General features: G+C 61.8%; 18 protein-coding genes and 1 pseudogene. 13 read left to right on the top strand and 6 right to left on the bottom strand.

Annotated elements, in window-relative coordinates; genetic code table 11:
• Nucleotides 1-237 precede the first annotated feature (237 nt).
• Together ACT17R_RS17060 and bla are read right to left on the bottom strand one after the other, a co-directional pair.
• Complete coding sequence (locus ACT17R_RS17060; protein WP_444809908.1) at nucleotides 238-1,638, bottom strand: LVIVD repeat-containing protein; 1,401 nt, start codon at nucleotides 1,636-1,638, stop codon at nucleotides 238-240.
• Nucleotides 1,635-2,627 (bottom strand): metallo-beta-lactamase, encoded by a 993-nt coding sequence (gene bla / locus ACT17R_RS17055; RefSeq protein ID WP_444809907.1) that lies wholly within the window; start codon nucleotides 2,625-2,627, stop codon nucleotides 1,635-1,637. Before bla ends, ACT17R_RS17060 begins: the two co-directional genes overlap by 4 nt.
• 427 nt (nucleotides 2,628-3,054) lie before the next feature.
• Here bla and ACT17R_RS17050 point away from each other — a divergent pair, with 427 nt between their 5' ends.
• The 8 genes from ACT17R_RS17050 (at nucleotide 3,055) to ACT17R_RS17015 (ending at nucleotide 13,944) form a co-directional block, all read left to right on the top strand.
• Nucleotides 3,055-5,913, top strand: coding sequence for a TonB-dependent receptor domain-containing protein (locus ACT17R_RS17050; RefSeq protein WP_444809906.1), 2,859 nt, complete (start codon nucleotides 3,055-3,057; stop codon nucleotides 5,911-5,913).
• A 209-nt stretch (nucleotides 5,914-6,122) separates the two neighbouring features.
• On the top strand, nucleotides 6,123-6,935 hold the full coding sequence (locus ACT17R_RS17045; RefSeq protein ID WP_444809905.1) for an IclR family transcriptional regulator: 813 nt from the start codon (nucleotides 6,123-6,125) through the stop codon (nucleotides 6,933-6,935).
• Between the two features lie 22 nt (nucleotides 6,936-6,957).
• Entirely contained in the window at nucleotides 6,958-7,902 is a 945-nt protein-coding gene (locus ACT17R_RS17040) for a dihydrodipicolinate synthase family protein (protein WP_444809904.1), read from the top strand.
• 3 nt (nucleotides 7,903-7,905) lie between these two features.
• Complete coding sequence (locus ACT17R_RS17035) at nucleotides 7,906-8,592, top strand: SDR family NAD(P)-dependent oxidoreductase (RefSeq protein WP_444809903.1); 687 nt, start codon at nucleotides 7,906-7,908, stop codon at nucleotides 8,590-8,592.
• Between the two features lie 30 nt (nucleotides 8,593-8,622).
• Entirely contained in the window at nucleotides 8,623-9,795 is a 1,173-nt protein-coding gene (locus tag ACT17R_RS17030; protein WP_444809902.1) for a mandelate racemase/muconate lactonizing enzyme family protein, read from the top strand.
• A 52-nt stretch (nucleotides 9,796-9,847) separates the two neighbouring features.
• On the top strand, nucleotides 9,848-11,269 hold the full coding sequence (locus tag ACT17R_RS17025) for a sodium:solute symporter family protein (RefSeq protein ID WP_444809901.1): 1,422 nt from the start codon (nucleotides 9,848-9,850) through the stop codon (nucleotides 11,267-11,269).
• Nucleotides 11,266-12,312, top strand: a complete 1,047-nt coding sequence (locus ACT17R_RS17020) for an alpha/beta hydrolase (RefSeq protein ID WP_444809900.1) — start codon at nucleotides 11,266-11,268, stop codon at nucleotides 12,310-12,312. The genes ACT17R_RS17025 and ACT17R_RS17020 overlap by 4 nt, the downstream gene beginning before the upstream one ends.
• 36 nt (nucleotides 12,313-12,348) lie before the next feature.
• Nucleotides 12,349-13,944 carry an alpha/beta hydrolase-fold protein gene (locus tag ACT17R_RS17015; protein WP_444809899.1) on the top strand — a complete coding sequence of 532 codons (1,596 nt, stop codon included), beginning with the start codon at nucleotides 12,349-12,351 and terminating at the stop codon, nucleotides 13,942-13,944.
• 413 nt (nucleotides 13,945-14,357) lie between these two features.
• Here the strand turns inward: ACT17R_RS17015 and ACT17R_RS17010 are convergent, their stop codons facing one another.
• The 4 genes from ACT17R_RS17010 to ACT17R_RS16995 form a co-directional block, all read right to left on the bottom strand.
• Nucleotides 14,358-16,367 (bottom strand): acetoacetate--CoA ligase, encoded by a 2,010-nt coding sequence (locus tag ACT17R_RS17010; protein ID WP_444809898.1) that lies wholly within the window; start codon nucleotides 16,365-16,367, stop codon nucleotides 14,358-14,360.
• Between the two features lie 82 nt (nucleotides 16,368-16,449).
• Complete coding sequence (locus ACT17R_RS17005; protein ID WP_444809897.1) at nucleotides 16,450-17,178, bottom strand: GntR family transcriptional regulator; 729 nt, start codon at nucleotides 17,176-17,178, stop codon at nucleotides 16,450-16,452.
• The gene (locus tag ACT17R_RS17000) at nucleotides 17,171-18,862 is read right to left on the bottom strand and encodes an FAD-dependent oxidoreductase (RefSeq protein WP_444809896.1); all 1,692 of its coding nucleotides are present in this window, start codon (nucleotides 18,860-18,862) and stop codon (nucleotides 17,171-17,173) included. Before ACT17R_RS17000 ends, ACT17R_RS17005 begins: the two co-directional genes overlap by 8 nt.
• An 18-nt stretch (nucleotides 18,863-18,880) precedes the next feature.
• Nucleotides 18,881-19,747 carry a fumarylacetoacetate hydrolase family protein gene (locus ACT17R_RS16995; protein WP_444809895.1) on the bottom strand — a complete coding sequence of 289 codons (867 nt, stop codon included), beginning with the start codon at nucleotides 19,745-19,747 and terminating at the stop codon, nucleotides 18,881-18,883.
• Nucleotides 19,748-19,866: 119 nt separating this feature from the next.
• On the opposite strand from ACT17R_RS16995, the gene ACT17R_RS16990 reads away from it, so the two are divergent.
• The 5 genes and pseudogenes from ACT17R_RS16990 to ACT17R_RS16970 form a co-directional block, all read left to right on the top strand.
• On the top strand, nucleotides 19,867-20,853 hold the full coding sequence (locus tag ACT17R_RS16990; RefSeq protein WP_444809942.1) for an alpha/beta hydrolase: 987 nt from the start codon (nucleotides 19,867-19,869) through the stop codon (nucleotides 20,851-20,853).
• Between the two features lie 10 nt (nucleotides 20,854-20,863).
• Nucleotides 20,864-21,793, top strand: coding sequence for a VOC family protein (locus tag ACT17R_RS16985; RefSeq protein ID WP_444809894.1), 930 nt, complete (start codon nucleotides 20,864-20,866; stop codon nucleotides 21,791-21,793).
• A gap of 56 nt (nucleotides 21,794-21,849) precedes the next feature.
• Entirely contained in the window at nucleotides 21,850-24,051 is a 2,202-nt protein-coding gene (locus ACT17R_RS16980; protein WP_444809893.1) for a TonB-dependent receptor, read from the top strand.
• Between the two features lie 49 nt (nucleotides 24,052-24,100).
• Nucleotides 24,101-25,072 (top strand): MBL fold metallo-hydrolase, encoded by a 972-nt coding sequence (locus ACT17R_RS16975; RefSeq protein ID WP_444809892.1) that lies wholly within the window; start codon nucleotides 24,101-24,103, stop codon nucleotides 25,070-25,072.
• A 31-nt stretch (nucleotides 25,073-25,103) separates the two neighbouring features.
• A pseudogene (locus ACT17R_RS16970) lies at nucleotides 25,104-25,384 on the top strand (IS3 family transposase); the annotation flags it as partial.
• Nucleotides 25,385-25,499 lie beyond the last annotated feature (115 nt).

Genomic DNA, 25,499 nt, shown 5'->3' with positions numbered 1-25,499 from the left:
TCAATCGTTGTTGTTTTGGCGATCGGGCCACTGTCGTTGCTGGCCGGATAGGAACGCGCTCCGTCCGCTGTATTTCTGTAACCGATGCGGTTCTGGCTGGATCGTCTTGATCGGCGCGCGCGGCCACTGAGCTCACGCGACGTCCTCAATTGGTCGCTTTACGTCGTCCACCGCGATACTGGCGAATGTCGGCTATCTTGGATTGGCGCCCGGAAGCTGCCTGTCTGAAATCGGCCATCAGCGGAGATAGCGCCGAACCTTCTCCGACAGCTCGGCGACATAGAACCCGCTGCGGCAGACGAACCATATGTGCCCGGTTTCGGGCACGAAGCTGTTGATCGACATGCAACTGTCGGTCTTTCCTGAAAGCGGGCCGGGAGGAGATGGCGCGTCGATTACGCCAGGATGATAATAGGCCACCTCGCGCGGATGGGTCGGATCTCGAAGGTCGACGATTCGGACGCCCGAACCCATGAAACTGAACATGCCGATCGCGGCATCGCCCCAAGCATCGTCAACGACGGCATTATAGTGGAGGCCATACGACCCCGCCGCGTTCGCCTTCGCCCAAATCGGGTCTTCAAGGCAGCGGTCGTTCGCCTCGAGCCGGAACTCGCCGACCATGCGCAGCGCCTTCTCGTCGGTCATGTCGAAGATGCGCGGAAAGGCCGTGCAGCGTAGCTCGTTCGCGGCGACGAGATATGAACGGCCGCGCACCCGCAGCAGCGGCGCGTGATGATCGCCCTGGCCGCGAACTTCGCTGGTTCCCACGAACGCGATCGTCGGCCACTGCGGATTGGGCTTGCCGATCTGGCTAATGTCCCAGATGCTTGGTGCGGAATCGCCCTTGCGCGCCTCGATCATCGGGACGCTGCCTGCGCAGATCAGTCGTGTCTGTTCCTCATTGATCCACATATCGTGGCAGCGCTGCGCCTTGCCGTCGGGCAGAACGAGCGGGAACTCGCCCATATAGACGGGCTTGGCAGGGTCGCTGATGTCGAGGGCCATCAGCCCGTCGGTGCCATATTCCCGGCTCGCATAGACGCGCATGCCGTCCGGGGAAATTTTGGGAACATGGATGTTCGCGGGCCAGTAAAACGTCGTGAGCAGCCTGGGCTTGGTGCAGTCGCTGATATCGTAGATGTCGAGCGGTGCAGGGCCGGGCGGCTTCAGCCCGCCGCTATAGTCGCCGGCAACAAGCAGATGGCGATTGCCGACATCCATGACATCCATCGTCTCCGAGCCGCCTATGGCGCCCGGAGTGTCGAGCAGTCCGACGGCCTTCGGCGCTTTGGGATCGCTTGCGTCGATAACCGCTATCCCTTTGCGTTCGCCCGAGCCGTGGACATAAGCGCACTGGCGCGAGCGCTTGAGCATGAAATTGTCGCCCCGACCCCACGGGTCGAGCTTGCCGACGATGTGCAGCCCGCAGACATAAGGCTTGGCTGTCCGTCCCGCTTCGAGGTCGGCGAGCGGGGTTTCGCCCTGCATGCCGGGTTCCGGATTGTCGCTGGGACCGCAAAGCGCCGTCGCGCGGCCGGGCGCTTTCGCGAATGCCGGAACGGTGGGGAAGGGCAGGGGAGCGGCGAGCGAACACAATGCGGCGGCTCCGGCCAGTAGCCGGGCGGGGCGGCTCATTTGCCGCCCTTGGCCGCGGCCGCTTCCTGCTTCTTCAGTTCCTCGACAAAGTCGAAGGCACGGGCCGCGACGAGACAGCGATAGCCTTGCGGATCGATGAAGGGATTGCTGCCGGGCTCGGCGAGCATCGCTTCATATTTGTCGACATTGTTGTGCTGCCAGGGGTGGCCGCCAAACCAGACGTCGGGTTTCAGCGACAGAAGCTTTTCCCACCCTTCGATCTGGTCTTTCACGATGCCGGGATAACCTTCGGGAACGAGCTTTTCGGCGGCCTGCTGGCTGCCCAACAAAAGGACGTCGTATGTCTTGCCATTCTCGGTCGTCTTCCATTCGAACGACGATGCGCCGGGGGTATGGCCGGCGGTTTTCCAGACGAGAATGGTTACGTCGCCGAGGGTCACCTTGTCGCCGTCATGGAGGATCTGGTCGACTTTCACCGGGGGCATGCCCCGGCCGATGCCGGCAACGCCGGGAGCGCCCTTTTCGACCGTCTCGGCATCGCCCTCCATGATCATCAGCTTCGCGCCCGGCACACGCGCCTTCATCCAGGCACTGCCGCCCTGATGGTCGAGATGGGCATGGCTGCCGAGGATGATCTTGATGTCTGCAAGTCTGAAGCCGAGCTTTTCAATCGATTCCGCCACCCAAGGCGCCGTATCGTCGAAGGTGGTGTCGATCAGAATGAGGCCATCGCTCGTCTTGATGAGATAGGCGGTAACCGCCGAGATGCCCACCGAATAGGTGTTGCCGATCACCTTGAAGGCGGGAAATTTCCGATGGTCCCAACCTGTCGTTGTGCGCGTTGCATCCATCAGGGCGATAGCCGGGCGGCCGCACTCCACCTCTTTGGGATCGATATGGAGGAGGGGCGAGCCGGGTGCGATTTGTGCCGGAGCTTGAACGGCCGGCGCGGCGATCGCCAGCGGACCCAGCGCCAGTGCGCACAGCGATCCGGCCAGTCGCCAGCCCGTCATAGTCAAATTAGACATCTCTTCTCCCATTATTCGGAATGCGAATTTATATTTGTCAAGATTGGTTTTGATATCCCGTCGCTGACCGTTGTCAAGCTCGGCGGGCGCGTGGCCGACTCGCTACTGGCGCAAATTCACGCTCCGCCAGATGGGCGCGCTGCTTGCCGGAGATCGCCTGCGCCTTCGCGGAATCCAAGAAAATCAGGCGCTTCCGCTTTTTGACGAGACGCTATTTACAAGCCGCCCAAAATCCATATGCTTAGAAATGCGAATATAAGTTCGCTATCCGAATAATGCATTTTTGTTTCGGCATAGCAGAACCGCCCGACGATCGGGCACGCTTTGGGAAACCGTTCGGGAGGGATGAATGAGAAGCCAATTGTTTACATCGAAGATCAGGCTCGCCTGCGGTGCTGCCGCTATTTTGCTTACTGGCGCACCGGCAATGGCGCAGGAAGCGCCCGCCGATGCCGGATCGGCCGATGGTGCGGCGACGGCCGATGCGGGCAATGCTGCGATCATCGTGACCGGCACGCGCGTTAATCGCGAAGGTTATCTTGCCCCGACGCCGGTTACCGCCATCGGCCGCGACACGATCGATGCGCAAGCGGCGACGACGATCGCGGATGTTCTTTATGATATTCCCTCGGTTCGCCCGTCGCCTAACTTTCCCGCGACGTCGCAGGCGAGCGGCAACTATGTAAACCTGCGCGGTCTTGGCGCTACGCGCACGCTGACGCTGGTCGATGGTCGCCGCTTCGTGCCCTCGAACGGCGCCGAAAACACCGGTGGCAGCTCAGTCGACATCAACCTTATCCCCGAAGCCCTCGTCGAACGCCTTGATGTGGTGAGCGGCGGCGCTTCGGCCGCCTGGGGCTCGGACGCCGTGGGCGGCGTCGTCAACATCGTCCTCAAGCGCAAGCTCGAGGGCATCCAGGGCAAGGTTCAATATGGTGTGTCGGACTATGGCGACGCCCAGGAAATCAGTCTCAGTCTGGCAGCCGGTACATCGTTCGCCGACGGGCGGGGCGAACTCATGCTCGCTGGCGAATATAGCAAATCCTGGGATGTCCCCACGACCAACGATCGGCCATATGGCAAGGACCAATGTGGCTGGTTTCCAGGCACCGTCAACGGGACCTTCTATCTCGGGCTGCAAACCTGCGGGCTCACGCACAATAGCTACACGCGCGGCGGGGTTCTGGTCGCCGCCGACGGCAATCCCCTCGCGTCGACCGATCCCCTTTATGGTCGGCAGTTCCTGAGCTCGACGAGTTCGTCGCCGTTCGACTATGGCCAGATCGGTCCGATCAACCGCAGCGTCTCGATCGGCGGCGATGGCGAGTGGCGCGGCGTGCGCAATCTCCAGGCGCCGCTCGAGCGAAAGATCCTGTTCGGGCGCGCGCTCTACGAGTTTTCGCCCGACCTTTCGGGCTTCCTCGAAGCCTCCTATGGGGAATCAGGCACCAAAACCGACTTGTTCGTAAATGCGATTCCGTCGTCGACCGACTATCCGATCGCGATCAAGAACGGCAATCCCTATATCCCCGCGGACATCCAGGCGATCATGGATGCCAACGGTATCGACACAATCTATCTCTCGAAGATCGCGCCTGAACTGGGTTCGGCGACGTCGGATTCGAACAACCGCGTATTCCGCGTCGCGTCCGGGCTCGAAGGACAACTTGGCAAGGGCTGGTCGTTCAAGGCTTATGGGACCTTCGGTCGCGACTGGTACGATACCGTTCTCGGCAACAATATCGTGGTTTCGAACCTCGCCGCGGCGACCGACGTCGTCATCAACCCCTTGACCGGCCAGCCCGACTGCCGCGTGAATGTTGAGGGCCCCGCAGCCCCTGGCGAACTCGCTTATGGCGCCGCGTCCTTCTGTGTGCCCGCCAATCCCTTCGGCCCCGGTTCGCTTGCCTCGGCGAAAGACTATATTGTCGACGATCTGCACCAGAACTCAGTGTACACGCAGGTCGCCGCCGGCGCGTCGATCAACGGCGAACCCTTCTCGACTTGGGCGGGGCCGGTCTCCTTTGCCGCCGGCATCGACTATCGCTGGGAAAAGGTGACGCAGGATGTCAGCTTCTATGCCGACTTTCTCAATCCGCCGCTCTTTGCGTCGGGAGGCTTCCAGCAGTCCAACCCCAAGAGCTTTGCGGGTGACTACAGGGTGATCGAAGGGTTCAGCGAAGTCGTCGTCCCGCTCCTGGCCGACATGAAAGGTGCCGAGGCGCTGGATCTCAATGGCGCGATCCGCGTGACAGACTACAGCACCAGCGGCACCGTCGTGACCTGGAAGGTCGGCACGACCTACGAACCCCTCCCGGGCCTGCGTTTCCGCGCCGCATACTCGAAAGACATTCGGGCGCCTTCGCTGTTCGAATCCTATGGCGCGAATACCACCTACTCATCGGTGATCACGCGCGGACCGGGCGGCGTGGAAACCGGCTCGGCCAATGCCGTCTCGCCTGGGCGCAACAACCTCGGTCTCAGCCCCGAGCGCGCGTTCAGCACCACGGTCGGCGTCACCATGGAGAATCTGCTCACGCCCGGGCTCAATCTCTCGATCGACGGCTACCGCATCAAACTTAAGGATGTGATCGGGAAGCTCGGTGCGCAGGGTATCATCGACGGCTGCTTTGGCGGCGGCACCGCTGCGGGGCGCGATCCCAATCCGGCGCTTTGCGATCTTATCAACGCCGATCAGACGGTCATCATCGATCCGTTCCTCAACCTCGGTTCGATCGAGACCCAAGGCATCGAATTCGACCTTGGCTATCGCTTCGGCGCCGATGTCCTTTTTGGCAATTCGACGGGGCAATTCTCGGTCCGGCTTCTCGCGAACTATGTCGACAAATATAAGGAGAATAGTTCGGGTCTCAATCCACGCGATCTGGCGGGCGATCTGTCGGGAGTGCCGCATTGGCGATGGAACGCGACGCTGGCCTATAATGACGAAAAGCTTGGCGTCAGTCTGCGCGGCAACTTCATCGACAGCATGTACAGGTACAAGTTCGCGGCCGCGAACACCTATCTCGACGAGAAGATCCCGGCCTACTTCTATCTCGACGCGAACATTCGCTACAATCTCGTTTCGGGCGACACGTCGAAGGTTCAGCTCTTTGCCAACATCGACAATATCCTGAACACCAAGCCGCCCTTCTCGCCGGGGACCGGATCGACCGGATGGTTTGGACTGCCGGGCAAGTTTGCGCAGTACAGCTCATATACCAATGGCACCTTCTATGACGTGCTCGGACGCACGTACAAGATCGGCGCCCGGTTCTCCTTCTGACGATGATGCACCTCGCTCCATCCTGGCGGTCGGGGGACGCCGAACAGTCGATGCTCGGGCCTCGCGCGCCCGAGCGCCGGACGCCGGCTTCTCGTCGGCCGACCGCGCCAAGGCGCCCGTCAGGATGGAGCTGTGCGTCATACGCTGTTTTTGGCCGCGCCGCGCTGATAGGAACCGACCGCATGAGGATTTCGAGCGGGAGTTTCCTGATGAGCGACGAAAAGAACGAGAAGAATACTGTCAAGTCGGTGGCCAAGGCCTTCGCTGTCCTGAAGGCGTTCGGACCCGACAGCGAGGAACTGGTGATTGCCGAAGTGGCTCGAGCGGCCGGAACCGACAATGCGACCGCCTTCCGGATGCTGAACACGCTGGTCGATCTTGGCTATGTCGAGCGGGTAGGCGAGACGAAGCGCTTCCGGCTGACCCTGAAGTGCCTCGACCTCGGATTCAACGCCATAGCCCGCTCGGATATCCGAAGCCTTGGTCGGCCATTGCTTCGTTCGCTCGTCGACGATCATATCGAGGCCGCATCGATCGGCGTGCTCGATGCTTATGAAGTTGTCTACATCGAACGTATTCAGGCCGGATTACAGCGCCTCGCCGTGGATGTCCGGGTAGGCAACCGCGTTCCCGCCTTCTCTTCGGCGCTTGGGCGCGCGATCCTTGCGCATTTGCCGGTCGCGACCGAGCGCGAGATACTGGAAGCGAATCCGCCGAAACAGCTCACCGAATATACAATGGTCGATATCAACCGGCTGCTCGACGAGATCGCGAAGGTCCGCGCCGACGGCTTTGCGGTATCCGACCAGGAAACGGTGACCGGACTGCGCGTTCTGGCTGCTCCAATCACCGACATCGACGGCGTGCCCCTTGCAGCGCTCAGCGTGGCGGCGCCGGCGTTCGGTCAGACACTCGAAGATTTTATCACGCGCGCGCGCGACATCACCTGCGAGGCCGCGCGCCAGCTTTCATTCGCCGTTCGCGCCGCAGGCGGAACGGCGGCTCAATCCTTAGCACCATAGCAACAATTGGAGACTTTTACCGGTGACTTCCGCTATCGATTTCAAGGGCCTGATCCCCGCCATCGCCGTCCCGTTCAATGAGGATTTCAGCATTGACGAAGGCGGCCTCGCACGGCTGGCGCGCTGGCTTTCCGAGCAGCGCCACATCAAGGCGATCATGACGAACGGTCACACCGGCGAAGTCTTCTCGCTGACCCCCGCCGAACGCGCCGAGGTTACGTCGATCGTCGCAAAAGCCGTCGATGGTCGGATACCCGTTATTTCCTCGATCGTTTGCGAAGGCATCTTGGACGCCTGCGAACAGGCTGTTGTCGCGCGTGAAGCGGGTGCCAGCGCGCTCGACATCATGCCGCCGCATCATTGGCTCCGCTTTGGTTTCCGGCCCTCCCATGTCACGGAATATTTTGAAGCGATCGGCAAGGCATCGGGCCTGCCCCTCATCGTCCATGTCTATCCCGCCTGGACCAAGGCAAGCTTCTCGTCAGAACTTCTCGCTCAGCTCGCCGGGCTCGACGCGGTGCAGGCCTTCAAGATCGGCACGCGCGAGATGAACAAATATGATCGCGACCTCAAGGCGATCCGAGCGGTTGCGCCTGGAAAGGCGTTGCTCACCTGCCACGATGAGTATCTGCTCGCCTCTATGGTACAGGGCGTCGATGGCGCGCTCGTCGGCTTTGCCTCGGTCATCCCGGGCCTGATAGCCGATCTGCTCGACGCGGTGAACGGCGGTGATCTCAAGGAAGCGCAGCGCGTCCAGGCGCTGATCGATCCGCTCAAGCAGGCCGTCTACGGCGATGGCGAGCCGACGGGCGAGGCGCATGCGTGCATGAAAGCCGCAATGGCGGCGGCCGGCCTGATCGCGCGCGGCACCGTGCGTCCGCCGACGGTGCCGCCGAGCGCCGAGGAGCTTCGCCGCATCGACGCTGCGGTGCGCGGTGCGGGCCTCGTCGAACCGGCGCTCGCCTGATCCATGGCGTCGCTTGCGCCTCGAACCGCGGTAGTTACCGGTGCGGCTTCCGGCATCGGGGCGGCGATCGCCGGGCGTCTCGTTCGTGATGGCTGGTCGGTGATCGGCATCGACCGGACCGAAGCGCAGGACGCCGCGGGGGTGCGCTTCGAGATCGTGGACCTGGTCGATCCAAATGCCATCAAGACGGCGTGCGATCGCATCGGAAAAGTCGATGCTCTGGTTCATGCCGCGGGCTTCATGCGGACGGGGGCGATCGACGAGTTCGATGCGGCCGACGGCGACCTTATGTACGCCGTGCATGTCCGCGCGCTCGCGCTTCTTGTCCAAAACCTGACACCGGACATGGGCGCGGGCGCGCGGATCGTTGCGATCGGCAGCCGGACCAGTCGCGGTGCGAAGGGCAAGGCGCAATATGCCGGGACCAAGGCCGCGCTGACGGGCCTCTTGCGCTCTTTTGCAATTGAACTCGCGCCGCGCGGAATCACCGCCAATATCGTTTCGCCCGCCGCCACGGCGACGCCGTTTCTGACCCGCGGCGATCGGGCGGGCGTCCCGCCCGTGCTGCCGCCGATCGGGCGCTATATCGAGCCCAGCGAAATCGCAGGGACCGTGGCGTTTCTGCTTGGGCCCGATGCCGTTGCCATAACCGGGCAGGACATTCTCGTTTGCGGCGGCGCGTCGCTCTAACGCCCCCCATCAGCTTCAAGGTAAGATACAGTGACCCAGCCCCAGATCATCGACATCGTCGAGGTGACCAAGCCCATCTCGTCCCCTATTCGCAATGCCTATATCGATTTTACGAAGATGACAGCGAGCCTCGTCGCGGTCGTCACCAACGTGGTGCGCGACGGCCGCCGCGTCGTCGGTTACGGCTTCAATTCCAATGGCCGTTACGGACAGGGCGGGCTGATCCGTGAGCGTTTCCGAGATCGGCTGATTGAGGCCGAGCCCGCGAGCCTGCTCGATGCGACGGGCGAGAATCTCGATCCGGAAAAGATCTGGAAAACGCTGATGACCAATGAAAAACCCGGCGGTCATGGCGAACGCTCGGTCGCGGTCGGGACGATCGACATGGCGGTATGGGATGCGGTCGCGAAGATTGCCGAAAAGCCGCTGTTTCGGCTGCTCGCGGAGATGAAGGGTCGCGAGGCGAACCCGCGCGTCTTCGTCTATGCCGCCGGCGGCTATTATTATCCGGGCAAGGATGATGACGCGCTGCGCGCCGAGATGCGCGGCTATATCGACCGCGGCTATAACGTCGTGAAGATGAAGATCGGCGGCGAAAGCCTGGCGATTGACCGGCGCCGCATCGAATCCGTGCTGAAAGAGATCGAAGGCGATGCGCAACTTGCGGTCGATGCCAACGGCCGTTTCGATACGCTGACCGCGATCGAATATGCCAAGGCGCTGCGCGAATATCCGCTCTTCTGGTACGAGGAAGCGGGCGATCCGCTCGATTACAGGCTCCAGGCCGCACTCGCCGAATTCTATCCGGGTCCCATGGCGACTGGCGAAAATCTCTTCAGTCATCAGGATGCCCGCAATCTGCTGCGTTACGGCGGGATGCGGCCCGACCGGGACTATCTGCAGATGGATTGCGCGCTGTCCTATGGGCTCGTCGAATATCTGCGTACCCTCGATGCGCTCGCCGAATGCGGTTGGTCGCCGTCGCGCTGCATCCCGCACGGTGGGCATCAGATGTCGCTCAATATTGCGGCCGGTCTCGGGCTGGGCGGCAATGAGAGCTATCCGGACCTCTTTCAGCCCTATGGCGGATTTCCCGATACGGTGAAGGTCGAGGACGGACACATCGTCATGCCCGATCTCCCGGGCATCGGCTTCGAGGGCAAGAGCGATCTCATCAAGGTGATGCGCGAACTTGCCGAATAATTTGGGTTACCGCTGCCGCACGAACGGCTGATTGGCGGAACGGGAGAGAAATATGGGTCATTTTGCGCCGTCGGCGACGATTTTCATCATGGGATCGGTCGTTCTCTACATCGCCTTCACCAGCTGGTTGACCTACCGGCTGCGCAGCAAGAGCAATGCCGACTATATGGTGGGTTCGCGCGCGCTCCCCGCCATCGTCGTCGGCGTTCTTCTGATGTCGGAATTCATCGGCGCGAAGTCGACCGTCGGCACCGCGCAAGAGGCGTTCAACTCGGGCATGGCGGCCACATGGTCGGTGCTCGGCGCGTCGATCGGCTTCCTGCTCTTCGGCCTCTTCTTCGCAAAGAGGATCTACGGATCGGGCGAATATACGATCTCTGCGGCGATCGAGAAGAAATATGACCGCACGACGATGACAGTTGTCTCGCTCATCATGATCTATGCGCTGCTGTTGGTGAATGTCGGCAATTACATTAGCGGCGCGGCGGCGATTCAGGAGGTCATGAAGATCGGTCTTCTGCCGGCAATGGCGATCATCGCGGTGGTCAGCACCTTCTATTATTTCTTCGGGGGACTGAAAGGCATTGCTTATGTGACCTTGCTTCACAGCGGCATCAAGCTGGTCGGTATCGCGATCCTTGCGGCCGTGGCGTTGACGGCGACGAAGGGCTTTGCGCCAATGCAGGCCGGGCTGCCGGCGCATTACTTCACATGGGACGGCACGATCGGTTTCGCCACCATCGCGGCGTGGACGATCGCGACCATCGGTGCGATCTTCTCGACGCAATATATCATCCAGGCGATCTCCTCGACAAAAAGCCCGGCGGATGCCGCCAGGGCTGCGCTTTGGGCGTCACTCTTCTGCTTTCCGATCGGCTTCGCGCTCGCCGCGATCGGCGTTGCGGCCCGCTATCTGCGTCCCGAACTCGACAGCCTCTACGCGCTGCCGATGTTCCTCGAAGTGATGCCAACCTGGGCAGCCGCGGTCGTAACGGTCTCGCTGGTCGCCTCGATCTTCGTCAGCGTCAGCACGGTCGCGCTGGCTATCGCATCGCTGGTTATTCGCGACTTCTACGTGCCCTATCGCAATCCCAGCGAGGAACAGCAGTTCCGCATGACGCGGATGGCGGCGATCGTCATCGCCTTTGTGCCGCTGATCTTCGCGCTGTTCGTGCCCGAGATTCTCAAGCTGAGCTTCTTCACCCGTGCGCTGCGTCTGTCGATCTCGATCGTTGCGGTGATAGGCTTCACCTTGCCTTTCTACGCCAGCTCGCGCGGGGCGACCCTCGCGCTCGCCGGATCGGCCATCCTGACGACGGTCTGGTACATGCTCGATAACCCCTATGGCATCGACAATATCTATATCTCGCTTGTCGTGCCGCTTGCCGTGATCGTGCTGGAAAGGCTGCTTCGACCGGGCGGCTCCGCTGTGCCAGAGCCGGTCACCGTGCCGAATGAGGAGAAAAGCCAATGATGGGAAAACTCGGCATTGCAGCGGCGCTTTTGATCCCGGCCATATCATCGGCGGGGGCACAGGATGTGGCCGTCAGTCCCGATGGCGCCATCACTTTCCCGGCGCTGACCGTTCCAAACAGCGACCTGATGAGCAACGAAGGCAATCGTTCGCGCGTCGAGCATATCTTGACCGAACGGACGCTGAAGGGGCGGTCGGTCGAGGATCTCAACGCCGCGCTCTTTGGACCTCGTCTCGGGTATATGAAGACCGCCTATCCGGACGTCTCGGTCCGCGAGGATCGCATCGCCGGGGTCCGTGTCTTAATCTACGAACCCGGGCGCGCGAAGCTCAAGGCGCGCAACCCGCGGCTGCTGATCAACGTCCATGGCGGTGGTTTCGTCGGCTGTTTCACCGAATGCGGCGGCGTGGAGTCGATCCCGATCGCCGCTTTGACTGGCGTACCGGTCGTCAGTATCGACTATCGGCTTGCCCCGGGCGCCCGCTTTCCCGCAGCGTCGGAGGATGTCGCTGCGGTCTATGGCGCCCTGCTGAAAAGCACAGCCGCGAGACGCATCGGCCTTTACGGCTGTTCGGCGGGCGGGCTGCTGACGGCCCAGTCCCTCGCCTGGTTCCAGTCGCACGGGCTACCGGCGCCTGCCGCCGCCGGAATCTTCTGCGCGGGCGGCGATCCGTCGATGAGCGGTGACAGCCGCTACATCGGTCTCGTCCTGGGCGATGGCGAAGCGCCGCGTGCCGGTCCCGGTCTCGCGCCGCGGCTCGGCTATATGACCGGCACGTCGGACGACGATGCGAACGCCTTTCCCGCGAAGAACCCCGCGGTTCTTGCAAAGTTTCCGCCGACGCTGGTCATCACCGGTACCCGCGATTTCGGGATGAGCAGCGCGGTCAATCTGCACAGCCGGCTCGTTGCGAGCGGTGTCGATGCACGGCTTCATGTGTGGGAGGGCGGGCGCCACGCCTTTTTCTATGACGTGCGCGTCCCGGAATCGCGCGAGGTTTACGCCGTCGTCGCGAAATTCTTCGAAGAACGGTTGAAGTAGCCGCGACATCGAGCAACATCGAGATGGAGAGAAATCATGCGCTTTGCTATCCTGTTGCCGACGCTGGCTGCCGCTGTGGCGGCAAGCAGTCCGGCGTCCTCGCAGACGGTGCTCTCCAATCCCGAAGCGCGCAGTTCGGACGTCTCGGTGCGAATTGCCGCTTCGCTCGAGCGTCTGACCTACCGGCCTGACCTGGCCGGAGTTAGCGGAGCGATCGCGCTGCTCGAAAGCGAGGCGAAGCTCGATGATGTCGGGAAGACGGGGTTGGCGGCTCTCAAGCAGCAGGTTGAGGCGTCCTATCGTGCCGGTCGGATCGGCGATGCCCAGCGTAGCGCCTATCAAGCGATCAGCCTCCTTCGCGGGGGAAATTGGGCAGCCGATGCCTTTCCTTCATCATTGACTTTCGATCTCGAGTCAGTGGTCGATCCAGCCGACCCGTTCCTTGTGCGCGTACGTGGCACCTGGGCCGAGGCGGCTCCGGCGGGCGCTACAATCGCGCTGCGCCTCTCGACCTTCGCCGATGGGCGACAGGTTCGGGACCTTGGTCGGCATGTGTTTTTGAGCCGTGACCTTGTAGCGCGGCCGGAGCGCTTCGCCGTTGACCTGACTGGCATCACTCCCGGCGCTTATCGGCTTGACGGCACGATCGAGGTGGAGGGCCGAAGCATCGGCGAAATCAGGGCGCCGGTGTCGCTCGTCGCCAATCTTGCGCGCGAGCGTGCCGAAATCGAAACGGTGTTGGCAGGCATCGCGGGCCATGACGATGCGAAAGCTACGATCCGATATCCCTTCAGTCTCGCGCAGGAGCTGTTCGCGGGCACCCGTGAGGTCCGCTCCTATGACTTTGCAGCAGGGATAGAGCGGTCGCGCCAACTTCTTGCTGAGCTTCAGGCGGGCAGGGACCCTGTCGTCCGCGCAAAGGGCAACATCCGCCGCGCCTATTATATGGCCGAAGCTGGAACCATCGTGCCTTTTCGGCTCTATGTGCCGAAAGCGTGGGACGGAAAGGCGAAGCTGCCGCTCATGATCTTCCTGCACGGGGCGAACCTCGACGAGGATGACAGTATGGAGCGGGCGGGCGGGCTGCTGCCCAGGCTGGCCGAAGAGAAGGGCGTCATCGTGCTAGCGCCGCTTGGTTACCGCTTGAACTCAATGTATGGCGCCCCCGTTCCTGGGCAATTTGTCGCGTCAAGCTCGCCGATCGCCGGCATCGATGCGCGGCGTGCGGCGCTTAGCGAGAAGGACGTGCTGAACCTCACCGACCTGATCTCGGCCGAATATGATGTCGACCGACGCCGCATCTATCTTTCGGGGAATTCGATGGGCGGAATGGGGACCTGGCACCTCGCGCAGAAATACCCGGAGCGCTGGGCCGCTATTGCACCGGCGGCGGCAGGCGCAACGGATCCCGATTACGATTTCAGCCGCCTTCGCGGCATTCCGATCATGCCGGTGGCCGGAGAGTATGATTTTCTGCGCCCCATGGTCGAGGGAACGGTTGCCCAAGCAAGGGCTGCGGGCCTCAAGCCGCAATATGATCTGGTCCCCGGGGGCGATCACGGCACCGGGGTAGAAATCGCCATGCCGAAAATCTTAGACTTCTTTTTGAAATCGCGGCGGCGCGTTCGCTAGCTGACGACTATAGGTAATTTATCTGTCCGGTTTTGCCGTTTGGTTGGCCTAAAGCTGCCATTCCGCAACCGGCCAGAGTTGGCGGTTTCGGCCGCTGGCGGGACGAAGGGAAGGCCGATGCCACCGAGCTTCTCGGAGAAGCCAAGTGCGCACATCCCGGCGTCGGCAAAGTCGCGAATGGAGTTCCACACGGCAGGCAGAACCCTAACCGCGTCGTTCACGAGCCGAGGTGCAATCAGGTCGGCTTCCTTGTAGCGGGGAAGGAACGAGTTGAGAGCCACACGCTCGAGATCAAGCGTCGCCTGCCTGGTTTCGCGATCATAGTCGGCAAAAGCTAGGCGCTCGAACAGGCGATCTGTGCCGAGTGAGTCAAAGAAGAAAGTCGATATCCTCGCGGCGCAGCAACGGACTGGTCATGTGGTTTCTCTCTGAAAGGCACGTGCGAGCGCGATGTAGTCTGCAAGACACTCTGGATTGGCCATGGCGGACGGATCGATGACGTTTTCGATTGCGGAGCCCTCGAACAGGCGTTTGATCGGAAGCTCCTGGCGTTTCGAGGACAGGGTGCGGGGAACCGCGCGCACAGCCAGAATTTGGTCTGGGACAAAGCGTGGTGACAGGGACACGCGGATGGCATGGGTGATGCGCGCGCTCAGGTCCGGTGGAACGGCGTTACCATCGGAAGGAACCACGAATAGCAACAGGCGGCTGTCCGCCGCATCGACGCGAACATCCACGACGAGCGAATCAGTCACGCCGTCGAGCTGCTCGATTGCGTTGTAGATCTCGCTCGTCCCCATTCGATGGCCGCCACGATTGATGGTCGCATCGCTGCGACCGAATATTTCGCAGCTGCCATCCGGGTCGATCCGGAGCCAGTCGCCGTGCCGCCAGACGCCGGGAAAATGCGCGAAATATGAATCGTGATAGCGTTCGCCGTCGGGATCGCCCCACAGGTACAGCGGCATGTTCGGGAGGGGGCGGGTGCAGACGAGTTCGCCCACTTCCCCAGTCACCGGAAGGCCAATTTCGTCCCACGCCTCGACCCCAGCGCCGAGCTGGCGGCACTGCAGTCTGCCAGGCGCGTCGGGCAACTCGCGATTGCCGGTGCAGAAAGCGCCGCAGATGTCGGTGCCGCCAGCGCTGTTGAACCACCAAGGGGACGCTGCGCCAGCCGCACGGATGCCTGACGAAACCGCCATCTGCACGTTGGCCGGTAATGGCGAAGCAGTGCTGCCCAATGAGCGGAGAGGAGAAAGGTCACCCGCATTCGCAAAGTCGAAGCCCGCCTTAACTGTCGACGTGTAGAATTGCGCGCCTGAGCCGAAGAAAGTCACGCGGTTGCGGGCCGCAAAGCGCCAGAGCACGCCAAGATCGGGCTCATCGCGCGCTCCGGTGGGGCTCCCATCGAAGATACAAATCGTCGTGCCGCAGAGCAGACCGCCCACCTGCATGTTCCACATCATCCAGCCGGTGGAGCTGAACCAGTGGAACCGTTCCCCCGGCGTCCGCCGATCGTAGCTGGCGCCAAGATCGGAATGCAGTCGACCAGCGGCCGCAGCCAAGAGAATACCGCCATGACTATGGACCAGCGCCTTGGGCTTGCCGGTTGTGCCGCTAGAATAGACGATCCACAACGGATGCGTGAACGGCACCCACTCGGGCTCGAAAGCAGCTTCCGTTTCGATGTCAGCGCGCGAGGCATCCATGAAATCGACTGCTTCGGGAAGTTCTCTGGTGGCATGACCGGATCGAATGAGGAAGACTGTCTCGACCGTCGGCAATTCGGCGATCAGCTGTCGCACGATATCGCTGCGGTCATGTGTTCTCCCTGCGTAGCGCACGCCGTCGGTCGCGACGAGAATCCGCGGCTCGATCTGACGAAAGCGATCAAGGATCGCCGGGACGCCCATATCGGGCGCGCATATTGCCCAGATCGCCCCGATCGATGCGCAGGCGAGGAACGCGATCACCGCCTCAGGTCGATTAGGCAGATACGCGACGACGCGATCCCCACGGCGTATGCCGCGTGCCTTCAGCGAGTTGGCGAAGGCCGCGACGCACGCTTGCAGCTCGTTCCATCCGATCTGCGCCACGGCCCCCTGTTCGTCCTCGGCAATGATCGCAGGGTGCCCCGCCGCGTGCGCCGCCGCGACATGGCGAAACACTTGCGCAGTATAGTTGACCGTGGTGCCTGTGAACCATTGCGTCCCAGGCATTGGCTGCGATCCGACGACGCGCTCCGGCAACGGCGTGGGTGATGCGATGCCTTCAAATTCCCAGACTACCCGCCAGAATTCATCCGGCTGATTCACGGACCACGCGTACAGAGCATGATAGTCGGGAAACTGTCGGCCAGTCTTTTCGGCAGCATGCTCGCGAAATTGACGGATCAGTGGCGTGACGCTGGCTGACGTAGACATTTTATTACCTCAATGGGCATCGGCGACCAGATAGCCCTGCGATGTCGGCAGCAGGCTGTGGCATGCACCGTTCGAGCGGGCTTCAGTCTTCGGTTGTCTGATGGCCAAATGCGGTCGAGATGATCTCGGCGGTCTTTCGCAAATGCGCCACGGTCAGCTCAACAAGTGCGTCCGCATTCCGCGCAAGCGCCAGCTGCAGCATGCCGTGATGCTCATCGTCCAGATTGCGATTCGTCTGCACGTGGAACATCAGCCCGCGATAGCGCTCGGACTGTTCATATAACTGAGCATGCAATGCGAGCATGCGCTGGTTCCCGCACGCGCTGACCAGCGCGCGATGGAAACTCGCATGGCTCGACATCCATGTTTCGCGCATTTGAGCCTCGGGCAAATCCTTGGGCAAGTTTCGCAGGCGATGTTCCGCCGCCAGTATATCGGCTTCCCAATTCACGTCGCCGCGTTCCACGGAACGAGCCAGCGCCGCAGCCTCGATCTCGCATCGGAAGTCAGTCAGGTCGGTCAGGTCGGCGAGCGAAAGCGGCGCCACGACGAAACCGCGCTGGTCCCGCGATATGACGAGCTGTTCAGGCACAAGCCGTGACAGTGCCTCGCGCACCGCCGCCTGACTGACGCCAAGCTCGGTGGCGAGTTCCAGGATTTTCAGCTTCTTATCGGGGACGTGGTGTCCCCGCAGGATATCGGCGCGGATCGCCTGGTAGGCGACGCTCGTCTGGCTGCGCGGCGCATCCAGCGTGATATCCGATCCGACAGGCATGCGAAGTATCGCCGTTTTTCCTTCACTTTCAACCATTTGCCGCGCTTCCAATTTCGTCTGCGGGAGAGGTGCTACTTTCTCGTAAAGTCTGCTTCATGCCAGCCGCTCGGGATGCTTGCCAACCTGCCACGACAGGGAACACGTCTGTCCAGCGATCGCCCCGCCAAGCGACGTGCTGATCCGGCCGGACGAGCGCCAGGCTTGCGCCGATCAGATCCATGAAGTCGATCGATTGCGGTTGCTGGACGGCCAGCGGTACCCCATGCGTCGCTGCGTCGCGTTGGGCACGCGCGATATCCTCCGGGCTCGCGTCGGGCGCTGCGATCAGCGTAAATTCTGCTCCAAGGCAATCATATAGCGATTCTCCGTCTTCCAGCCACGCATGAGGCAGAAGATAGCCCGGCCGCGCTGTTGGAACATAGACCTCTGTGTCGTGCAAAGGCGGAGGGCCATCCTCGCAGCAGACGATTGGGGAGCCTTCATAGCCAAGCCCAAGCACGGTGCCGAGCGTGTGAAATTCACGCCCCTTGGTTTTCTGGACAAGGGCGCCGAGATGCCTGCGCTGCTCGACGCCCTGCGGCGTATCATCTTCAATACTGGCTGGCAGGGCGGATGCCGCCATCGCCAAATTTGCGACCGCCTCATCGAGCACTTTGCGATGGATCGGGCGGCGCTCGGCTTCATAGCTGGCCACAAGCTGTGGACCACCCCAGCCTTGCAACGTCGCGGCGATTTTCCACCCAAGATCGACGCCGTCGGCGATCCCCATGTTCATGCCATAGCCGCCGAAGGGGGGATGCAGGTGGCACGCGTCGCCGACCAGGATCATGCGGCCGTGGGAATATCGATCCGCCATCAGCTCGTTCGAATACCACGCATCCGCGCTAAGAATCTCGTAGGGCAGATCGATCCCAGTCCGCGCGCGGATCATATCGGCGGCCTGTTCGGGGGTTAGCGTCTCGTCCGGACCCAGGGCAGGACCGAAAAACCAGATATCGTCGCGGTCCATCGGACCGATTCCGCTGAAGCCATCGCGGCCGATCTGGAAATAGATCGCAGCCGGGCCGAATCCGTGTGCCTTAGAAAGGCCGGGCGCGCGGAAGATGACATTATAGCTGCGCGCCAGACCGTGGCGTCCCTCCATGCGGGCACCGATCAGATCGCGCACCCTGCTGCGCGAGCCATCTGCGCCGACCAGATAGCGCGCCGTGACCGCCATTGGACTGCCCGCTACATCGATCAAGGCCGACACTTGCGCGCCATCCTGGGTCGCATCATTCAACCTGGCGTCAAACCTCACAGCCACGGAGCCGAGCGAACGAAGCTTCGCAAGCAGCACCTTTTCAAGCGCGTATTGAGGAATCCATTGCGCATGTTCGGGGTAGAGCGGCGAACGCACGGGCGCGGCGTCGAACGCATTTTCAAACCGCGCCAGTTCATGCCCGCCCGGCCCCAGCCGCGTCACGAAAACCATGTTGTTGGGATAGTCGATGCCGAACGGAGCCTCCGCCGCCAGGCGGTAAGCAATGCCCCAGCGTCGCAGATGCGTTCGGGTTCGGACATTGGTCGTCTTGGCACGAGGCGAGACACCGCCGCGCTCGTTCTGCTCCACAACGAGCACACGAATGTTTCGAATGCCAAGCTCGATCGCCGTAGCGAGTCCGGCAGGGCCGGCGCCGACGATGATCACGTCGTAATCGAGCTGAGTGGGTGTGGTCATTGCCTCTCTTCCCGCCGCTCAGTTAGCTGACCGCGCCAGCACCTTGTTCTCGATAGCGCCGATTCCGTCGATCTCGCATCGGACGACGTCACCGGCATTGAGATATCTTGGCGGCGTCATCGCGACGCCGACACCGCCCGGCGTGCCCGTCGCGAGCAAATCACCGGAGTCGAGCGTGAAGGCGGTCGAGAGATAAGAAATCTGCTCCCAAACATTGTAGACGAGTCCTGACGTATCACCATCTTGGCGCAACTCGCCATTGACGAAACAGCGCAGCCGCAGCGCGTGCGGATCGGCGATCTCGTCCGCCGTGACGATCCACGGGCCGATCGGGCCGTGCGTGTCAAATGACTTGCCCACCGTGAAAGTCGGGGAATGCATCTGCCAGTCCCGCGCCGATACATCATTGCAGACGAGATAGCCGAAGACGTGATTGGGTGCGTCGGCAACGGCGACATTCTTCGCAGGTTTGCCAATCACAACCCCAAGCTCGACTTCATAATCCAGTGATTCGCTAACGCCGGGATCGGTGTCGGCGTAAGGGCCAACGATGCAACTCGTCTGCTTGTTGAACCAAAACTGCTTTTCCGGAATGACGCCGCCAAGGCGCTTCACCTCCGCGACATGTGCCTTGTAGTTCATTCCGATCGCCATGAATTTGCCGGGCCGCTCGATCGGTGCGAGTAACTTGAGCGTGCTCAGCGCCAACAATTCTCCGCCGCCGTCGATCACCGCCTGCGCCGCCGCAAGTGCCGCGTCCCCGCCAGCGATCAGTGCAAGCATCGTCGGGTAGCGATCGACCAAGACATCCAGCGGCTTGACCGCATCACCGACCACGGCCCCCAGCCGCGGCGCACCCCCATCGTCGAACCTGATCAGCCGCATGCACCGCTCCTAGCCATAAATATTTAATTGCAGCGGTATTGGCGCAGAGATTCTGTATTTTCCAGAAAAAAATCAACTTGACCGCAAAAAAATAAATTTTATGGCTGGCATTGAAGAAAGTGCGCTTCAAGGCGGGCAAATCAGGAGTGGATCAAATGACGTCAGAAGCAGGCGCGCCTCATCCGGCAAACCGCGACATCTTCGTGTCGCATTCCTTCCCCGAGCAGCAAGTCGACCTCGGCGAAATCACGTTGAATTATGTGGAGGCAGGAGACGCCAGCAAGCCTGCGCTGCTGCTGGTGCCCGAGCAGACCGGCTCGTGGTGGAGCTACGAGCCGAGCATCGCCTTGCTCGCCGAGAACTTTCATGTTTTCGCCGTCGATCTGCGCGGCCAAGGTCGCAGCGATTGGACCCCGCGGCGTTACAGCCTCGATAACTTCGGTAACGACCTCGTTCGCTTCATCGCGTTGGTGATCAAGCGGCCGACGATCGTGGCGGGAAATTCCTCGGGCGGCGTTCTGGCGGCCTGGTTGTCGGCCTATGCGATGCCGGGGCAGATCCGCGGCGCGTTGTGCGAGGATGCCCCCTTCTTCGCCTCTGAACTGACGCCGGCATATGGTCACCCGATTCGACAGGCGGCAGGACCGGCCTTTGCTTTGATGCGTGATTATCTAGGCGACCAGTGGTCGGTGGGAAATTGGGAGGGCTTTGCGGCGGCAACCAAGGCGTCCCGCTCCCCCATCGCGCGGCTGTTCTTCGCCACTGACGAAGCGCCGCAGAACCTCAAGGAATATGATCCGGAATGGGGACGGGCTTTCTTCGAGGGGACAGTCGCATTGCATTGCCCGCACGACCGGATGCTCGCCCAGATTAAAAAGCCTATCCTGCTGACGCATCACGCACACCACATCGACCCGGAGACGGGCGATCTCGTTGGTGCGCTGAGCGATTTCCAGGCCCAAAAGGTGCAGGAAATTGTCCGATCGACGGGTGTGAGGTTCGACTATCGGTCGTTCCCCGAAGCACTGCACATGATGCATTTGTTCGATCCGCCCCTCTACACCCAGGTGTTGCGCGAGTGGGCGGCCACCTTACCAGACGCATAGGAGAGATGTGATGAGCCTCATCAAGGTCGTCGACATCGCGTTCGTCCGCTTCCAGGCGCCTGATCTGGACAGGATGCGCAGCTTTCTAGAGGATTTCGGCCTGCGCTGTTTTGACGCGGACGGCAGGTTGTTCGCCGCCGGAAGCGACGGATCGCCGTTCGCACATGTCACGCAGATTGGCTCACCCGCCTTTCAGGGGTTGGGTTTTCGGGCCGAGACGCTCGCCGATCTCGAACGGCTGGCCCAGTCAGAGGGAGAGGCCATTCAGCGCGCAGACACCCCTGGCGGCGGTTACCGCGTACGCCTTACCGACCCCGACGGCTTTGAAGTCGATGTCGTCGCCGGGCAGGAATGGGAAACGGCAAGCCCGCTCGACCCGGACGTTCCGTTCAATACCGCGGCCGAGCGCCGCAGGTTGCGGACCGCTGTGCGCGTCCGCTCTGGTCCTTCGCAGGTCCGCCGCCTCGGCCACGCCGTCCTCATGGTGTCCGACTTCGGCAGGTCGGAGCGCTGGTACAAGGATCGCTTCGGCTTGATTACGTCGGACCGGGTCGAAATCGAGCCAGGCAGCCCGATAGGCGCCTTTCTGCGCTGCAATCGAGGCGAACTGCCAACCGATCACCATACGTTGTTTCTGGCCCAGGCGCCGCAAGGACCGGGGTTCAACCATGCCGCGTTCGAGGTCGGCGGGTTTGACGATCTGATGGCCGGCCACTCCTATTTGAAATCGAGGCAGCACAGCCCGGCATGGGGAGTGGGCCGGCACGTGCTGGGCAGTCAGATCTTTGACTACTGGAAGGACCCGTGGGGCCATGAGCTCGAACATTGGACCGATGGGGACCTACTGACCGTCGACGACGCCCCCGGTGTCGTTGGACTTGAAGAGTTGCTCGGCACGCAATGGGGATCACCGCATCCGCTGCAAGACAACCAGAACTGAGCGTGTCGCTTTGATGGCGGCAATAGAGCCAAAAACAGAAGAAAAAGGGGAGAGATATGCAGTATGTGAATTTCAGGAGAACACTGCTCCTAAGCGGGATTGCGGTGGCCATCGGTCCGCTCCCGGTCTTGGCGCAGACCGCTACCACCCGGAGTGAGGAGCAAGCGCCGTCCGATGCCTCGGTCACGCCCGAGATCGTTGTCACTGCCCTCAAGCGCGATCAGAGCCTGCAGACGGTTCCCGCGACGGTTCTGAATGTCGATGCGGAAGCCATCACCACGCGCGGTGTAACCACCTTCGAGGATATTTCCCGGGTCGCACCGGCGGTCAACATCAACACTGCGCCGACGGCGTCCAACTTCTCGATCACAATTCGCGGGCTCGGTTCAGAGCCCGGCGAGGCAGCGTTCGACAGCTCGGTATCTCTCTTCGTCGATGGCGTATACACGCCACGGTCGCGCGAGTTCAGCGCTTCGCTGTTTGATGTTGACTCAATCCAGGTTGTGAAGGGCGGCCAAGCTGCATTGCTCGGCAAGAATACCAGCCTGGGCGCGGTCGCGCTGTCGACGCGCAAACCGGGTGCCAATTATGCGGGCGATTTCCGGGTGGGTCACGAGTTGGAGCTTGGCTCCATACTGGCCGAAGGTGGCGTCGACCTTCCCGTTAGCGATAAATTTTCGATCCGCGTTGCAGGCCGGTATCTCCGAGATGTGGGCGCGACCGTCAACGTCATCGACGGCAGTCGCGCGACCGCAACGTCGCGCGCCGGACGCATAGTGGCGCGCTGGTCTCCCACCACTGATGTGGACGTGACGGCGATGTACCAAATCGCCGCGTCAAGCGCGGTCGGCACCCGAGCCGAACTGATCCGCTCTGCCGGCGCGTCGCAGGCGTTGGGAGCCGCAGCCGGGTATCCGGGCCGAGTCGAAGCCGTTCTGGACTATCGCACCGCGATCTATTCGCCCACGCTGGACGGATCGTCGTTCGAATATATCGATGCGCAGCGCGGGGCGCTCACCATCGATTGGCAACTGGGCGCCTATAATCTGACCGCACAGACAGGCTACACCCGATCAGACTTCAAGCAGGAGGTCGATGGCGACTTCGTGCCCGGCGACTATTCGGTCTTTGGCGCAACGGATCGGTCGCGCCAGTTCACCCAAGAACTGCGGCTCGTCTCGCCGACTGGCGAGACGTTCGACTTCATCGTGGGGGCGCTCTTCCTGCGCGGCATCTACGCGAACGATGCGACCTATAATCAGAACTTCCCGTCGCCTGCGCCAGGGGTACCAGCCATCTTCGGTTCTACGCTGACCAATTTCTATCAGCGGAACAGCGCCGTTTCGGTTTTCGGGCAAGGCAATTTGTCGCTGACGGAGGCGCTGAAGGCTTCCGTCGGCCTGCGCTACACCAGCGAGAAGAAATCGGCAGATCTGGCGCGAACCGCGACCGTTCCCGGTTTCTACAGCCTCGTCGCATCGCCACCGTTCGCGCCGTTCTCCCTTTCAAAGCGCGAAGGCAATGTCGATGCCTCATTTGGACTAAGCTATCAAATGAGCGGCCAGGCGCTGATCTATGCATCGGTCGGACAGGGCACCAAGGCCGGCGGCTATGCATCCTCGGTCACCGATCTGCGGACCGCGCGTTACGAGCCCGAACGCGCGCGCACCGCCGAACTCGGGATCAAGACCCAGTTCGACGATCGCCGGATAACGGTGAACGTCGCGGGTTTCTACACGCGGGTCGATGACTATCAACTCGTATCCTACAACGGCGTCGCGTTCGTGACGGGAAACACCGACCTGCGTTCCTATGGCGTCGAATCGCAGCTGTCTTGGGTGCCGTCCCGCAACTTCACCATCTATTCGAACAACACTTGGGCCAAGGCCAAGGATTTGCGGCTGGGACTGGAGGCGACGCATGCGCCGGTTTGGAGCGGGGTTGCCGGTTTCGATGCAGGCCACGATGTGGGGAGCTCGCTCCGCTTGTCCGCGCAGGGCGCCTTAAATTATCGGTCGAGCCAGATCGGGCAACGTGCCGCTGGATTACCGCGCCTTCCGGCGTCCACACGCATTGACCTCTCGCTCGGCGTCGAGGATCGGGATTCGGGTGTTGCCCTTCGACTTATCGGCAAGAACCTGAATAACGAGCGCAAGTTCGGTTTTCTGTTTCCGGCCCCGCTCCAGCCCGGCAGCGTCGTCGGCATCCCAATGCCGCCGCGCACGATCATGCTGCAGCTGAGCTATGGATCGCGGTAATAGCCCGCCGCCGGTTTGAATCAAGGAGAAGACGTTGCCCATATTCCCGATGACCGGGCGGTTCGCCCGTCCGCTTACAGCCGCATTGCTGCTGACGCTGTCGTCCCATTCGGTCATCGGAACGGGTGCTGCTGCGCAGGACGCATCGGCAAAGCCGGCAATGTGGATCGAGCTTGGCACCCAGGCGGGCCCGGTGCCCATTTCCGACCGTTCGCAACCGGCGCATCTATTGCAATGGGGCGATCAGGCAATCCTGATCGATGTCGGCGACGGCGCGGCGCAGCAACTTGCCAAGGTGGGCGTCATGCCGGCCGATATCGATGTGATCGTCATCAGCCATCTGCATTTCGATCATATCGGCGGTCTCTTCGGGCTACTCGGGATGCGGTATCAGGCCAGTCTGGCCGGCGCGTCTCCGCTCGTCATTTATGGCCCGCCGGGGACACAGGCGATTATCGACAATCTGCTCGCCGCATTCACGCCGGCGACGGCGTTAACCCGCATGGCCGCGCCGACCTATAAGGTCCATGAACTACGTGATGGGTCGCGCCTGGACATTGACGGAATCGCAGTGACGGTGGCTGGCAATAGCCATTATGACTTGTGGCCAGATGCCGCCTCGCGTCCGGTGTCGCTATCCTATCGCTTCGATACGCCCGGCCGGTCGATCGTCTACACCGGCGACACCGGCCCAAGCCGTGCCCTGGAAACGCTTGCGGCGGGGGCGGATCTGCTGGTGAGCGAGATCATGGACGTGGAGAGCGCCTTAGCGCCGATCCAAAGCGGAAGGGCGAAGCTGACAGAAAAAGACGAGGCCTATATCCGAGACCATTTTACCAAGCAGCATCTAGTTCCCGATGAGGTCGGCAAACTTGCAGCGGCTGCCAAGGTCAAATCGCTGCTCGTAACGCATTTCGGCGGCGCCTCGAGCGACCCGGCACAGGTTCCGCAACTCACCAAGCAGATCGCTCGGCATTACAAAGGACCCATCACCTTCGCGCGTGATCTCGACAGGTTTTGATCGCCCGCGCGGCCATCGCGCGTAGGCCTACGATTTGGAGTGCGAGAATGCGTGGCTGAAGCGGCCTGTCGCGGAACTCGCGCTGGACAAGGCGATCCTGCAAGAGGCGCCGAAGCTCACTTTTTGAGTCCCTACCGTCGCCGCGAGGCGATCGAGCGGGTCCGTCGTGCATTACCGGTATCGGAACGACGGACACGCCGCGTGCTCGACCAGCACCGCTCGACACAGCGGCATCCTTCGAGAGATGATGCCGACGAGCGGCGCCTGGCGGCCGACATTATCGCGCTGGCGAAGAATTATGGCCGTTACGGCTGTCTGTCGTCAGAACACTTGGCGCAGATCGCGGCGTAGATTAGCGGAGCGCGGGCCTCGTCCTGGGGTTGATATTAAGCGGCGAGCTTGCGGTGCTGCAAGCGTCGGTGTTCGA

The sequence above is a fragment of the Sphingopyxis sp. Q841 genome, assembly GCF_052384365.1.
GTDB lineage: Bacteria > Pseudomonadota > Alphaproteobacteria > Sphingomonadales > Sphingomonadaceae > Sphingopyxis > Sphingopyxis terrae_A.
Note: the sequence above shows the minus strand (reverse complement) of the source record. Positions and strands in the feature narration are given on the sequence as shown.